This window comes from Thalassotalea hakodatensis, from assembly GCF_030295995.1.
Lineage (GTDB): Bacteria > Pseudomonadota > Gammaproteobacteria > Enterobacterales > Alteromonadaceae > Thalassotalea_C > Thalassotalea_C hakodatensis.
Genome location: NZ_AP027365.1, coordinates 3,650,953 through 3,666,921 on the forward strand (window position 1 = coordinate 3,650,953; position 15,969 = coordinate 3,666,921).

The 15,969-nt window shown below is 37.5% G+C and carries 11 protein-coding genes; 5 read left to right on the forward strand and 6 right to left on the reverse strand.

Going from position 1 to position 15,969, the window contains the following annotated elements; all coding sequences use genetic code 11:
- Nucleotides 1–5 precede the first annotated feature (5 nt).
- The 4 genes from QUE72_RS16190 to QUE72_RS16205 are packed head-to-tail and all read left to right on the forward strand — an operon-like array spanning nt 6 to nt 7,421.
- Nucleotides 6–1,301: a putative bifunctional diguanylate cyclase/phosphodiesterase gene (locus tag QUE72_RS16190; RefSeq protein ID WP_286272995.1), complete on the forward strand. Its 1,296-nt coding sequence runs from the start codon at nt 6–8 to the stop codon at nt 1,299–1,301.
- Between the two features lie 21 nt (nt 1,302–1,322).
- Nucleotides 1,323–4,343: a chemotaxis protein CheB gene (locus QUE72_RS16195; RefSeq protein WP_286270138.1), complete on the forward strand. Its 3,021-nt coding sequence runs from the start codon at nt 1,323–1,325 to the stop codon at nt 4,341–4,343.
- 47 nt (nt 4,344–4,390) lie between these two features.
- The gene (locus tag QUE72_RS16200) at nt 4,391–6,988 is read left to right on the forward strand and encodes a PAS domain S-box protein (protein WP_286270139.1); all 2,598 of its coding nucleotides are present in this window, start codon (nt 4,391–4,393) and stop codon (nt 6,986–6,988) included.
- Complete coding sequence (locus QUE72_RS16205) at nt 6,981–7,421, forward strand: response regulator (protein WP_286270140.1); 441 nt, start codon at nt 6,981–6,983, stop codon at nt 7,419–7,421. The genes QUE72_RS16200 and QUE72_RS16205 overlap by 8 nt, the downstream gene beginning before the upstream one ends.
- Before the next feature lie 487 nt (nt 7,422–7,908).
- Here the strand turns inward: QUE72_RS16205 and QUE72_RS16210 are convergent, their stop codons facing one another.
- The 6 genes from QUE72_RS16210 to QUE72_RS16235 form a co-directional block, all read right to left on the reverse strand.
- Nucleotides 7,909–8,397 (reverse strand): hypothetical protein, encoded by a 489-nt coding sequence (locus QUE72_RS16210; protein WP_286270141.1) that lies wholly within the window; start codon nt 8,395–8,397, stop codon nt 7,909–7,911.
- Nucleotides 8,398–8,411: 14 nt separating this feature from the next.
- Nucleotides 8,412–9,101, reverse strand: coding sequence for a zinc metalloprotease (locus QUE72_RS16215; RefSeq protein ID WP_074496496.1), 690 nt, complete (start codon nt 9,099–9,101; stop codon nt 8,412–8,414).
- 251 nt (nt 9,102–9,352) lie between these two features.
- Complete coding sequence (locus QUE72_RS16220) at nt 9,353–9,790, reverse strand: group I truncated hemoglobin (RefSeq protein ID WP_286270143.1); 438 nt, start codon at nt 9,788–9,790, stop codon at nt 9,353–9,355.
- Entirely contained in the window at nt 9,790–10,611 is an 822-nt protein-coding gene (locus QUE72_RS16225; protein ID WP_286270144.1) for a DUF3034 family protein, read from the reverse strand. The genes QUE72_RS16220 and QUE72_RS16225 overlap by 1 nt, the downstream gene beginning before the upstream one ends.
- The gene (locus QUE72_RS16230) at nt 10,595–12,925 is read right to left on the reverse strand and encodes a GGDEF domain-containing phosphodiesterase (RefSeq protein WP_286270146.1); all 2,331 of its coding nucleotides are present in this window, start codon (nt 12,923–12,925) and stop codon (nt 10,595–10,597) included. Before QUE72_RS16230 ends, QUE72_RS16225 begins: the two co-directional genes overlap by 17 nt.
- Nucleotides 12,915–13,568 carry a methylamine utilization protein gene (locus QUE72_RS16235; protein ID WP_286270148.1) on the reverse strand — a complete coding sequence of 218 codons (654 nt, stop codon included), beginning with the start codon at nt 13,566–13,568 and terminating at the stop codon, nt 12,915–12,917. Before QUE72_RS16235 ends, QUE72_RS16230 begins: the two co-directional genes overlap by 11 nt.
- Nucleotides 13,569–13,799: 231 nt before the next feature.
- Here QUE72_RS16235 and QUE72_RS16240 point away from each other — a divergent pair, with 231 nt between their 5' ends.
- Nucleotides 13,800–15,968: a WD40 repeat domain-containing protein gene (locus QUE72_RS16240; RefSeq protein ID WP_286270149.1), complete on the forward strand. Its 2,169-nt coding sequence runs from the start codon at nt 13,800–13,802 to the stop codon at nt 15,966–15,968.
- Nucleotide 15,969 lies beyond the last annotated feature (1 nt).

Here is a 15,969-nt window from a genome sequence, read left to right on the forward strand (position 1 = left end):
GGGATATAGCCGAGACTGACCATTTAACAAAATTACCCAATCGATTAGCGTTAACCAATAGGCTCGCCAATTCGCTAGAGCGTGTAGAACGCCGTGGTGCCATGGCCATGTTAAGTTTAGACCTAGACGGTTTTAAAAACGTGAACGACACCATGGGACACGATGCTGGTGATAAGTTATTAGTGCTTGTTGCCAATAGAATTTTAAAAGTGTTACGCAAAGAAGATTTTCTCGCTAGATTAGGCGGCGATGAGTTCATTGTGTTACTCGAACAATTAGCGGACTCTGAAGTGGCTTCAGCAGTTGCTAACAAAATTTTAAACGCAATGAATAAACCCTTCATTATCGAATCTGAGGAAGTATTTATCTCATCAAGTATCGGTATTTGTTTCGCCCTTGCAGGACAAAAAACTACAAGTTCTCTGCTTATGAAACAAGCAGATATTGCGATGTATCACGCAAAAGACATGGGTCGTAATACCATTCAGTACTATTCATCGAACTTAGACAAAATTTCTCGCGATCGTTTAGAGTTAGGAAATAGCTTGCATAAAGCTGTGAGTCAGAAAGAGTTTGAGCTTTTTTATCAATTACAAATTAATAACTCAGAACAAACCATTGTCGGCCTTGAAGCATTACTTAGATGGCGAAAAAATGGCGAATTACTTATTGGGCCTGAACAATTCATTCCGTTATTAGAAGAAATTGGTTTAATTATTCCCGTCGGGAGATTTGTTATTAAGCAAGCATTAACGCAACTCGCTGCTTGGATCTCAGCAGGAAAATTAACTAAAAATGTAGCGATGGCGGTTAATTTAAGCCCAAAACAATTTCGAGACTCTGATCTCATTAAATTTATATTAAAATGCATTGATGACAATAAGTTACAAGGGAACAATCTCGTACTCGAAGTAACAGAAACCACCTTGTTACAAGATAATAAAGAAGTAACTTTTATTTTAAAAGAACTTGCTAGTTGCGGCATAAAAATAGCGTTAGATGATTTTGGCACAGGTTACTCTTCTTTAAGCCACTTAAAAAATTATCCAATTGCAGAAATAAAAATTGATCGCAGTTTCATTAGCGATATTTTAACCGATGAAAGTGATCAAGAGATCACTAAAGCAGTGATTGCAATGGCACATGCATTAAATATTGATGTTGTAGCTGAAGGCATTGAAAACAAAGAAATACTTGACGAGATTATCCTAATGAAGTGTGTCATAGGTCAAGGCTATTTTTATAACAAACCCTTACCCGCAATTGATATCGAAGCCTTATTTGATAACTATAAGCCTTAGAAAGATAAATAGGATCACTAAATGGACGTTCACAACACACCATGTATCACCCCGAATTACTGTATTGGCATTGGTGCTTCTGCTGGCGGGCTAGAAGCATTAAGATCTTTTGTCAATACCATTCCTAATGACACTAACCACGCTTATATTATTATCCAGCATTTATCTCCTAACTTTAAAAGTATGATGCCTGAGTTACTCGCAAAGCATACTGATTTGCCCATCGAAAACCTTAAAGACGGAACGCTCATCGAAGCCAATCATATCTATTTAGCGCCCCCCCGTAAAAATGTCATACTCGCGGAAGGAAATACATTACTCGTAGAACAAATGGAAAAGCCAGGAGGTAACTTTCCAATCGATGCTTTTTTTCATTCTCTAGCAGAAGACCAACAGAATCAAGCAATTGCTATTATACTTTCAGGTACAGGCAGCGACGGCTCAAGAGGCATAAAATCTATCAAAGAAGTAGGTGGATTAGTCATAGTTCAAGATCCCTCCGATGCTACTTTTGATGGCATGCCTTTTAATGCCGTAAAAACAGGCTTTGCTGACATAGTTGACACTGCAGACAATATGATGACTAAAATTACTCAATATACTAACCATACCGTGATTTCTGGCGAAAAGCCTGTCGTTGAACCCGACAAAAGTATTGAACATGCGTTATCTGATATATACAGCTTGTTAAAAGCCAAAAGTGATATTGACTTCAGCCACTATAAAGGTAAAACCATCGTTAGACGTATAGAAAGGCGAATGGGAATTAATATGGTCGAGAGTGTAACTGATTACTACACTTACTTATTAAAAAACCCTAAAGAATTACAAACACTCGCAAAAGATATGCTAATAGGCGTTACCCGATTTTTCAGAGATGAAGACGCGTATGACTTTCTAAACAGTGTTATCCCAAACATAATTGAACAATCATCCCCTGACGATATTCTGCGTATTTGGAGTGCCTGCTGCTCAACCGGTGAAGAAGCATACAGTCTCGCTATTTTAATCGATGAATATCTCTCAAAAGAAAACATTGACCGGACGGTGCGCGTCTTTGCCACTGATGTTGATGCAGATGCCATTGCTGAAGCTGGTTTAGGCCGATTTGCGCGAAATATCGAAGATGACGTTAGCTCCGAACGGTTAGAAAAATACTTTGATATACAAGATGACTACTATGTTATCAAACCTAATATTCGTAAAATGGTCATTTTTGCTACACATAATCTACTTACTGACCCCCCCTTCTCTAATTGTCAGTTAGCCGTGTGCCGAAATGCATTGATATATTTTCAGCCCAAAGCACAAAAACGTATCCTTACTTTGTTGCACTTCTCACTAAACAAAGATGGATATTTATTCTTAGGCTCTTCAGAATCATTAGGTGAAATGAAACAGCATTTTCATGTTGAGAATGAACGTAAGCGTATTTACCGAAAAATAGACAACTCAAAAATGATGATTGAGTCAGTACCACCACTAGATCAACAAAATGCGAAGACCAATAAAAGTCCTTCAATTAGTCAGCTGTTGTCAAGCTACCAGCAATCATCCAAAAGCCCAAATTATTCACCCGTATTAGAAAAAATCATAGAAGAATATTCACCGCCAGCTATTATTTTATCTGAAGAGCAAAGCGTGGTTCACGTTTTTGGTGATGTAAGTCCATACACTAGAAAAATAAGTGCAGGGCAATTTAGCTCGCTACTTTCAGACTATATTATTGAAAGTTTAAGCGTCGCTGTTTCTACAGCGTTATATCGAGCGCAGTCACTCAATTCAAACGTGCATTACGAAAAGATACATTATCAAGACGATAATAGTGACAGACAATGTGTCAACCTACGGGTTCTTTATTTAGATTCTCCTAGATTAACCAGTCATTATTTTGTCGTACTTTTTGAACAAGAAAAAATAGCTCCTAAACTTAATCATGAAAACATGATCATTGATGACAATAATAATCAGGATCATAACAAGCAGCTAATTTCTGATTTAGAAGACGCGTTGAGAACCAAACAGGAACATCTACAGGTTACCGTTGAAGAATTGCAAACAACCAATGAAGAACTGCAAAGTTCTAATGAAGAGTTAATGGCCGCTAATGAAGAATTGCAAAGCACAAATGAAGAGTTACAGTCTGTTAATGAAGAGTTATATACTGTAAATAGTGAATACCAAGAAAAAATGGAGCTCACCCTTCAAAGCAAACTTGATACTGATAACGTAATCAGATCAGCCGATATTGGCTTTATTTTTCTTGATGAAGCACTACTGATCCGTAAATTTTCTCCTTCAATTGTTAATGATGTAAATTTATTGGATAGTGATATAGGGCGTCCTTTCCATCATATTTCTCATGCGCTTGACTACGATGATTTACTTCATGATATAGCGGAAGTATTAAAGACAAATAATGACATTAGTGTGCAAGTTAATCGACTTGATAATCAAGGCCAACGATTAGTTAAAATATCGCCATACCGAGACCAATATGGCGTAGCATTAGGTTGCGTAATCAATATTACTGACATCACTGAAATTGTTACCTTAAAAAGCCAACTTCATGACTCATGGCAGCGACTAAAGCAAACTCAAGGCGCATCACTATTCTTAGAAAATAAAGACGTAATAAACCTATTAATTGTTGATGACGATGAAGTGGACTTACATGCTATACGAAGGAATATAGACATTGAACGAGAAGATCATTATACCTTTAATATATCAACCGCTAATAATGCTACTGATGCATTAACAATGCTCACCGAAAAAGAATTTGATGTTTGCATTATTGATTATCTTTTAGCTGGCGATGATGGTTTAGTTCTGATTGAAAAGGTACAACAACTCAACTCAAATAGTGCTTTTATTCTGTTGTCAGGCATGTTGACACAAGCGCTAAGAGAAAAAGCTTTTGCTTTGGAGGTTTATGATGTTTTGGCGAAAGACGAGATCACACCGGCACTGATTCAAAGGAGTATTAGTTACACTTTGATTCATAAAAAAACCAACCAATTTTTGCAGTCCTGTAGCTAGTTAAATGATGTATAAAACATGTGCTTTGACTGTATGAAAGGATAAAAATGTTTAATATCAATCATATTGTATTAAGTCGTTACCTCGGTGCTTGCGTTTCGCTGCTAGCCATAATCGTAATTTATGGTTGGTTTTCTCGTACACCTTTATTAGTACAAATACATTACTCTTTTGTGGCAATGCAGTTTAATACTGCTCTATGTTTTTTACTCTGCGGAATAGGCGTTTTTGCTCATTCATTGCAACAAAAAAAACTTTCAACAAGCTATGCATCTTTGGTGGTGTTAATAAGCACAACAACATTTATCGAATATGTTGCTCAAGTTGATTTATACATCGATCAATTATTTATTGAACATTATATTACCACCAATACAACTCATCCTGGTCGTATGGCGATTAGTACGGCGCTTTGTTTTATGCTAACAGGCACAACAATTATCGCTCATAACATTCATCCACGCTTACATATACATAAAATTATTGGCCCTGCCGTAAGTGGAATGGGAGCCGTTGCCTTTATTGGTTATATTTTCAGTATTGAAACTGCTTACGGGTTAGGGAATCTGTCAGCCATGGCAGTTCATACCGCTATTGGTTTTATTATAATTGGCATTGCTTTGACATTGATGTCAACATTATCATCTGATTCTTCAATACTCTTTGGACAATACTGGAAAGAAAGCACCTTAACAGTTGCCTTAATTGTCTTTACTTTTGCTTTGTCGCAGGCAGTTGAAAGTTGGCAACACCAGCAACTCCAAGAGAAATTAAACGCCCACACAAAAAACGTAACACAAGCGTTAAAAGCCTTAATCGATACTCGTGTTGATGCCTTAAATAGGTTAGCTCATCGCTGGTACGTGCATGATTCATTAACTAAAAAACAGTGGGAGAACGATAGCCTACAATATGTGAATGACTTCCCAGACATAAAAGCAATTGAGTGGGTTAACAGCAATATGTTGGTCAAATGGGTCGTACCAATAGCAGGAAACGAAAAAGCGATTAATTTTGATCTTTCATCTGAGAGTAAAAGACATACAACTTTACTGCGCTCTCAAAAAATGATGCGCGCTTCTATTTCACCTTCAATTAACTTAGTTCAGGGACCTCCTGGCTTTTTAATCACAGTGCCTTTAAAAAACGAACAAGCTAAAAATGGTTATTTCGTCGCTGTCATTACCTACGACGAGCTACTCGAGGTATTAGCGAATAACTTCCACCTTAATAATTTTACGTTATCTATCGCCGAAAATAACCAAAAAATAGCACAGTATCACCAAGAAAAAGAAAGCGATAAACAATACACTTCCACACAGGCTTTATCATTTTATGGTATTAACTGGCAAGTTACACTCAACTTCAGCGAAAACTATGCAATATCGTTACGTTCACGTTTGCCTAACGTAATATTAATATCAGGAATGCTCGCTATTTTTATTAGTTTACTCTTTATGAAGCTATGGCGTGATGCAGCCCGACACTCAAAAAAATTGCAGGATGAAATAACACTTCATGAAAAGACAAAAGCCTTACTGAGCTATGAAGAAAACAGGTTAAGAACAACATTACAAACCATGGTTGACGCTGTAGTACTTGCCGACCATCAGGGGAAAATTTTAAGTGTTAATAAAGCAACTTCCTCTCTATTTGGTTACTCTTCGCATGAAATGATAGGGCAAAACGTAAGAATGTTAATGCCAGAGCCAGATCATTCACAACATGATAACTATATAGCAAACTATTTAAGCGGTAAAAAACCGAAAATAATCGGCATTGGCCGTGAGGTCACAGCAAAGAAAAAAGACCAATCAATCTTCACAATTCACCTGTCTATTGCCCACATGATAATAAATGATGAGCAATTTTTTTCAGCAATTATTCGAGATATTAGTCAACAGAAGGCTACTGAATTAGCACTCGCTAAATACACAAAAGAACTTGAACGTAGTAATAAGGAGTTATCTGAATTTGCCTATATTGCTTCTCACGATCTTAAAGCCCCCTTAAGAGGGATCATGCAATTATCCAACTGGATTGACGAAGAGCTACATGAAAATAAAAATTCACAGATAACTGAATACTTAAGGCTCATGCAAAGCAGAACCTCTCGACTAGAAAAGCTACTTGATGACTTGCTTTCATACGCAACATTAACCGAAAAAGTAGAAAAACTTACTACGATTAATGTGGACTTATTAATAGTTGACACCTTTCAACTTTTAAACCCACCGGCGAGTATTCATCTAGAAATAAACAGCGACGTTGTATCATTCAATACCGTTGCTGTGCCACTTGAACAAGTGTTAAGAAATTTAATTAACAATGCAATTAAACATCACGATAAAGAAACGGGTCACATCACTGTCTCAATTAAACCAATTGAGCAGGGATATCAATTTTCTGTTTGTGATGATGGCCCTGGCATTGATCCACAATATCACCAACAAATTTTTGGTATTTTTAAAACCTTGAAGCCACGTGATGAGTTAGAAGGCAGCGGTATGGGTTTAGCAATTGTTAAAAAGATCCTTGATACTTATGATTGTAACATTACCATAGACTCTAATGGAGATGCTGGTACGTGCTTTGTTTTTACTTGGCCAGATGAAGCAACATTAAAGAGGTTAATTGATGACTAAACATAACCAAAACAATAAAACGGCTATATTACTTGTTGAAGATGACGACCTTGATGCAGTGAGTGTAAAACGCGCGTTAACAAAGTTAAATACAAACAACCCCATTTACCGTGCTAAAGACGGCTTACAAGGGTTAGAATTAATGCGTAGTGAATTAAGCGGACGCCCTTTTGTGATCTTACTTGATTTAAATATGCCAAAAATGAACGGGTTAGCGATGCTTAAAGCATTGCGCGAAGATCCAAAACTTTCACATAACATCGTTTATGTACTCACTACATCGAATAGAGAACAAGATAAAACAAGTGCTTATCAACACCATATTGCTGGGTATTTTTTAAAATCTACACTAAACCATGACTATTCAGAATTGGGGTCAATGCTCAATCAGTACCTACAGATAAATGAACCTCCGGTACAACATGCTAATTAACATTTTTAATACCAATTCGCATAAAGATTAAGTCAGTTCAGAGCGATGTCAGAGGTGGTAGAATAAGCGAAACGTGTGCAGGTATAGTTGTTCTACATCAAACACGTTTTGCGCAATTATCGCGCCTCTAACACGCTCCCAAAGGGCGAATTTAAACGCTTCATAGCCTGTGTTGTTGATTTTAACAAGGACGCTACAAGGATGTAGCTTATTATACCAACTCTATTATATATTTAGCCAACTTAGCACTTCATTAGCGCGCTTAGAACAAGCTAAATAATTTAAGCATAGTCGCTCTATGGTTCGATTATTTAGGGAAGCTATCAGGGCGCTAATGAGTTCCCAAGGGCGAGTTTAAAAGGGTTATAGACTGTGTTATTGATTTTAACAATGGAATAACCATTCTTTGCAATCAATGCCTTGCCTCTAAAGCGTTTAATTCTCGCTGAATGACCGAATATTTATGCGAATTGGTATAAGAGCCCTATCATGACTGGATTATTGTTGAAAATATACATTTAGCTAAAGGTATATCTAATGCCCCTTTACCTTTAACTTTCCCTGATAGTAATGGTTTATGGCTCATTTCCAACAGCAATGGCGCTGAAGGTAGAATATTATCAATAATAAAAGCGACTTTATCAGCCATAATTATCAACTCTCCCTCACCGGCTGCAACTGAATATCGCCTCCGGTTAATAACCTTTACATGCGAATAATCATTAATGTATTGTCCTACGTCATATTGTAGTACCCATTGTTTTTCTTCTAATGTGCCAGAAAGACTATCAATAGCAATCACGTCTTGCGTTTGAAACGTCTTAGGATGTTTAAAACAAAAAACCTCTTTAGGACAGGTAAGCTGCCAATCAACTAATGTAAATGAATGGCATTGTGAACTTAAGCCTTCTTTCGCTTGTAACATTAACGACATCAGACCTGATAGCAATACGACAAGTAACTGCCCTCGTTTCAATAACAGCACCGTTTTTAGTACCGACGACTCAAAGGTTGATAGGTTACCTTCACGTTGTGTTGATACAATAATGCAATAACAAGCAACAAAAACAGCACCAATGTAGCCGGCTCTGAAACTTTAGTTAGCTCACGTACTATCAATACTGGGTTAATATCAATCCAATAGGTATTATCAATGTTTTGCACTAGCGGGCTTCGACGAATTTGTGCCACTTCAGCCTCAGTGAGTAGCGTTCTATTATTGAGACTAGGATTCATGAGGAATCCGCCATTTAAATGAGGTAAGCCTAAGTTGTGTCCAAGCTCATGGGCTAATAACTCGCTACCATATCCACTATCAGCAAACCTTGATTCCACAACAAAATCATTACCAAAATATTCACCACATCCCACAATATTAGTGCCAGTAGAGCTGCCACAGGCACTAATGGTATCGATAAAATAAAAATTAACGATATTAAAACCACCTGAATGCATATTAAATAATTGGCGCACTTCTTCTCTTGAGGTGATATCTAATAAATTAGGGGCTAAAATTTCAGAGGGCTGGCCGATACGAATATCAATGGGCAAATCACCGAACGAATCCTGTGAATATATCCTATCTAGTTCTTCTTCATTTATGGTGATATAAGCTGCTTGGCTTGAAGCCGAAACAAACAACATCATAATAATAACTGCGATTGATTTTTCCAGTGTCATGTCCGTTCACCTACTATGCGTTAAGGGGAAGTCACCAGCAAAACTCAACGGTTTTTTATTATTGTAATGATCAAGTTACACACTAATGCACTTTGATTACAAACGTTGAAACTCTATTCATTTTACATGTCTTTGCTGATGCTACAGATGGAATAAATTAAACAGAGTAAAAACGATTATTAATTAACTTTAGAACTGATGCTGAAATTTGCCAGTTTTTTAAACGTTAAACTTCAGCGTTAAAGCAGAGTTTATCGTTTAATCACTTCTTCACGCATAGGAGCTAAACGTGCCAGTAAACGATTTTGAACAGGATAAGAAATTCCCGTATGCTCCATAGCACGTATGAGTAATTCAACAACTCGATTAAAGTCACCTTCTGTGATGTGCATGCCCGTATGGATATCTATCATAGAATCACCTTTATATTCGCAAGGGCCTTGGCTTATTGCACACATATGATTAATAAAGCCCTCTCGGAAGTGGCTAACACTCGATTTCGCAAAATAGGGGAATATTTCTTTGTCTTTCACAATTTCAATAATGAACTGGTCAACAAGTGTCGTTAGCCCTTCTCGTTCACCCAATGCTTGATACAAATTATTCTGCTGTAGCGACTGTTGTGTAGAACATGACACAACACTGAGACTAAGTAAAACTAACCATACTGCGTGCTTTAAAGAAAACATTAAAATTGCCCCGACATTGAAACATACCAACCATGCTGATTATCAATATTTGCAATAGTCCCTAAATCTAAATAAGCCACAGTCATATTGAAGTGTTTATTCGGAAACCACGCTAAAAATACATCATGCCAATTACTTTCTTTTACCGCTAGATTTTCAGACTTAACCCGATACTCAGTGCCAAGCGCAAGATGGTTATTTAACATAATAGCTGCTGAAATTTCTGGGTGTAGCGCACCATTACCTTCAACGCCTCCATAGCCTAAAAGCCCCATTTCATTAGCTGATGAATAGCGTAACGTAGCATTCCAGAGAAAATTATAACCGGCAATAGCGCCTAAATGTAATTTACTCGCTGCGAGATACACATCAGTGCCTTTATCTTCTTTGGCGCCTAAAGCAAAGGCAATGTCTGGTGTTTCTAACATTTTATGTTGTACGCCTAATGATATCTGCGGCCAATCGCTATACACCAAATCACCGTATAAGCGCACTTTCATGCCAATAACCTCTTGCGAAAGCGTGAGTGAAAGTGGCTCAACATCAAAATCCTGTTTGGCATAAGACACTTCAACACGATCATAAAAATTAACTTGTGCGCCACAGCTATCTAAGCGGAAGTCTTGTACTTGTGCTTTTGAGCAAAATACCGATGCTGCTATTTCATCTTCAGTAGCGTACCCCGCTAATTGTGCCCAAGGAACAATACCGCCACCGCCAGCGCCTTCAACCTGTGAAACCCCTGGGGTTGCTAAAATTTTTCCATTGGCAAAGCATACGCAAGGCATGCAGAATAACAATGTACTAAGTTGTCGTTTCATAGCATTCATACCATTCAATTAACTTCTCCGCCGATAGCGGCTTTGATAAATAATACCCTTGTGCATAATCGCATTTGTATTCATCGAGTAACGCTAAGCTTTCTGCCGTTTCAACACCTTCTGCAACGACTTGTAGCCCAAGACGGTGGCCTAGCAATACGGTAGACATAACAATATCTTGATCTTGTTTATTTTTATCTAAATTTAAAATAAAACACTTATCAATTTTTAATTCATCCACCGGTAAATGTTTAAGTTTTGCCAGCGACGACTGTCCAATACCATAATCATCTACCGATATTTGAAAACCTAATGATTTAAGATAAGAAAGCCTAGAAGCGACTAAGCTCTCATTTTCAGCTAAATCCCGCTCGGTTAACTCTAGGGTTATTTGTTGCGGTTCTACTTGTTTTGCTGCGACGGTATCTAATAGATATTCAACAAACGTATCATGTTGAATATCTTGCGCGGATAAGTTAATAGACACTTTAAACGTATAGCCTTGCAGATTCCAATGCTCTATCTGTTCAACCACATGAAGTATTACCCAGCGCGTTAGGGTAACTATCAATCCTGCTTTTTCTGCTAAGCCAACAAATAACTCTGGATTAACAAAATCACCTTCTTTATTTATCCAACGAATTAACGCTTCAAGTTTATCTACTCGTCCAGTAGCCATGTTTAACTTAGGTTGGTAATTCATAAATAAGGGACTATCTTCGGCTTCCAAAGCTGACTTTAACTCATCAATAAGTGAGAGCTTATACATATAAGCTTCATCTTCACCTTGCTGATAATAGCGCACTGACACTTGTTCATTAATTGCCGCCGAAACGGCCATTGAAGCTCTACGAATCATATGTTCGGCATCAATGCTGATGTGCTCATCAAACTGAGCAATACCAAAGTACAGCGAAAGGTTGATTTTAATATCACTCACCCAATAAGGACGATCTAATTCTGATTGTAAATGCGTTAAAAATTTAGCAATATAATCTGTAGATATTGTATCTATAGCGACAAGAAACTCATCAGCGCCCGTTCGAGCAACCCCTATCACGTTAACATCTCCGGCTGATAAAGGCCCTAGGTAATGAAATGTTCGATGTGCAAGCTCTTGAAGAATTTTATCACCATTAGAAATACCAATGGTGTCATTTAACGTTTTAAAATCTTTGATGTTAAAAGCAACTAAGGTGCTCTGTTTGCTATACGTGGTTGTTTCTTCCAACGATTGCAACATTTTTTGCCTATTATATAGCCCCGTAAGTAAGTCACGCTCTGCTTGATATTTTATCGCTTTTTCACGATTTTCAATTTCTGCGCCCATCACAGAAAAACTTTGATATAGCTCAGTAAATTCACGAGGCAAATCCCCTGATAATTTTGGAATGACTAAATCACCCCGTCCAACTCGTTGGGTTAAATTCATCAAAATATTAAGGGGTTTAGACAAACCATTTGATAATAATCGAGATAACGCTATTGCGATCACAATAACAAACAATGCAATAAACAAAATAGATGAGATTAGTTGATTAAAATCATGATGAATTCGAACCAAAGAGGCAGATAAAAGCACGGATAGAGTTTTAGAATTGCCTAAGGGCCTAACTTGGTGATAGTAATCAGCACTAGATAGTAAAATATTTGACGGAGGCGTTATCGCCTCTTGCATAATTTGTTCAGGTGAATACTGACTTTTCATTGTCGTTGCCAATATTTTTTCACGTTGAACAATAGAGATATCAAGCGAAATCATGTCCTTTAACTCAACCAACGACGTCTGGCCAAACTCAAAGCCAATAACCGTATAAGCAATCACTCTTGGTGCTTTTACCGGTAACACAATCACTTGGTAAACCTCATTATCAATCCGTAAGAATTGCGCATGAACATTACGAAAGGGCAGCGATTGAATACCTTCTGTTACCGCTTGTAATGATAACGTTTTAGATGCACTCGTGGTGATTAAATTACCGGTTAAATCAAGTAACATCATTAAGTCCGCATTTATACGTTCACCATGATTAAGTAACACGCTGTCAATGGTATTTTTATCTTGCGAAGCTACCGCCTGTTTAAAACCAAAATCAGCCGCTAAGACACTGGCAGCAGTGATCAACATTTTTTCTTGAGTGATCAAGTTTTGATTTAATACATTTTCAGCGAAGTTAAACTGTTGTTTAATTTGTTGTTCGGCGTAATCAGCAATACGAAACCAATAACTTGCCGTTAAAGAAAGAACGGTTAGCAATATCAACCCCGTTGATAGCCATGTTATTTGGGTTTTAAAGCGATATTTAGTGAGCATGACCAAATACATCTTCAAAGCTATCTGTCTTAGCCGGTTCTGTGGTGTTTATCGCCAAGGTGATGCGTTGCTTTTTCACTTCAAATGTTTCAAATGATTGACGATGATCAACACCTTGCTGCGCGTTAGCATGCCAAACGGTTACACCGATGATTTGCTCAGCAGGTATATCAATCTGCACCTCTCCACGTTCATTAGTGATAAAGGTATTTTTATTATCAGTAACATAAATATAGCCAACCATCCCATCATGAATGTTACACCCTAATACAACTAAACCTTGTTTTTCAAAAGGAATGGGCGCTTTAGGTTTACCTGCATATAATTTTAATTCAAATGGTTTGGTCGGTGAAAATGAATACACATGATGACGAATATCATCGCTGTTGGGAAAACTAACGTTACTGCTTTTAGGTACAATTAATACTTCAGGAGAGAATCGCTTATTGACTTGATCCATGATAAAAGTCTTATCGTTAGCAGTCCAAGGGGCTGATGCCTTTTTTGTATTTACCTCTATAATTGCCGATTTTAAAGGCTCTTTAGCTTGGTTTTCAACATGTAGTACAGTTTGCGCCTTGATAGACATTGAAAGCAGTACAGTTACTAAAACAACCATACCTGTAATGTTTAAACCATGCATAAGTAAACCCATTAAATAACAGCATTATAAGTCAGCATAACCTTGCTATGCGCCAGTGTCTATTTTTGACGAAAATGAATGCAGTATAAGTAATGCCAAATCAACGCATTATACCAATTCGTTGTACTCAACAATATATTCCTATATAGTTTGATACGTTTATAAATCATAAGCTTACCGCCAAAATATTTAACTATATTTTCATGACGTCTAATTGGAGTATTCGGTCAGATGAAAAAATATAATATCGCCATTGTGCTATCTTTGGTAATTGCAATACTACCTAACTTTGTAGATGCATCTACAAGACCTACCAATCAGGATGTGTTAAATCAAACCGACGAATCAGGAAAAATTGCCATAACAGGTAAGCGCTGTAAAAGACATGGTTCATCTTGTAATGGTGTAACAGTTAAAAACCTTGAAACGGGCGATATTATTTTCCAAGAAAATAAGGTGTCTTATAAGCTTGATTATAATCAAAACCCTTACAGTCCTATTGGAGGTCGGTATTATAATTTTACCATGGCACCAAATGGTGAACGCTTCGGTTTTTGGTTTGAACGCTGGAACAGTAGCGAAGACTATTTTTATATCTATCAGACCAACCCGGTAAAACTCATTCAAAAAATAAAAGGTGGAGACTGGGATGACAGAGCAGAGTTTTCCGCTTCAGGTAAACGATTAGTGCTTGAAAACCACAATCGTTTAGCCGTATTTGACGTTGATTCAGGCAAACGTCTACCGTTAGAAAATGCTAAATTCGACAATAGTCGGGAAGTGTTATCAATCGCTATTACGCCAGATGATACTAAATTAATTTCGACTGTCGAATACGGTATTGTCGCTTGGGATTTAGCAACTGGTAAGCAACTTTATAATCATAATACTCGTAAGCGATCTGGCTTCGTGGTTTCCGGCACTAATTATGGTAGTGGGCAATTACGCTTTTCCAAAGATAACAAAACTGCATTATCGGTAAGTGGGAGCATTTTTGTACTTGATGTTAATACAGGCCAATTAATTAAACGCTTTAAAACAAAAAAACTATCGGCTCAAGATACGCATTATGCAAAAGTAGATTTTATTGACCAAGGTAATTTACCTTTGGTTACCGTATTTTCGCCACTAGAATTCCTAAAAAGTGATAAGTACGAAGTATTTATCGCCGACTGGCAACAAGAAAAACGATTAATGAAGATAGGGGAAACAGGCGATAATTATCATCAATTACGTAAACATGCCCTCGAGCTTACCTCTAGCAAATACACAGAGCAACTGCTTGAAGAAACTGAAAAAGCAAAGCATTTAACAGGGATAGCGCAACTAACCAAACTAGCCGCGTTATATCAGCAAAATGATGTACCACTAAGTCGCTATTTTCCAGAGAGAAGGCAATGGATTGAGCAATTAAAAACAGACTGGTACACACTTGCCAAGCAGCACATTAACCAAGCGAAAAACAATGGCGATGTACAACTATTGCAAACACTTATTAACAGTGATTTGCTTGGTAACAAAGAAAATCGAGTACTCGCCTATCAATCGTTGCATAGCGTTTTAAAAAATAACGATGATTATAAAAGATTAATTGCACTTGCCGAATCTGCCTATATTCCTGCTCAAATAAAAAGAGACAGTTTACTTGATGCCATAGCACGTTACCCAGATACAACAAAGTTAACTGACTATTTAGCCTTGGCTGATAAATTCAATGACGATGCAAGTGTCACAAACGCTGTATTTAACAAAGTTTATCAACGCGTGAAAGAAGCTGATAACATCGCGTCGTATCAGTGGTATATTAAGCATGTGCCGCAAAGTGAACACACCCAAGAGGCATTACTTACCTTATATAAGCGCGCATTTGAGCTCGCAGACGACAGAGGCACTATCGCCAGTTATAACGACTTTATCATTGCTTATCCATTTGCCCCACAAGTGAATCAAGCAACCGATAATGCGAGAGAATTAGAAGAAGATGAATACTCAAGTTACTTTAGTAGCGATGAAGAGCTTTCGCGTCGTTTGTTAGTGCGTTCAAAGCAAATATCGCGTATTGCTAACCAATACCGTTACGACAATACCGGTTACTTACTGGTCATTGATCGGATGAATACTCTGTTGCAAGACATGTACCCAGGCCAAGATGCAACATTACGTCATTTAGAGTCTGAAGAATTTAAAGATTTTCATCGTGACTTTAGTCGAGCAATGCGCTCATTATCGACTAAGTTAGATAATATCAACGATAACGTTAAAGACTTAAAACGACATGTCGCTAAACAATCAGACATGATCGAACAACATTTTGAAAAAGCAGCCCAAGACCGAGAAACTGCAAGTGAGCTAACTCGCCAACACCGCATGTGGGAGCGTTATTTACAAGGTAAAAGTTAAC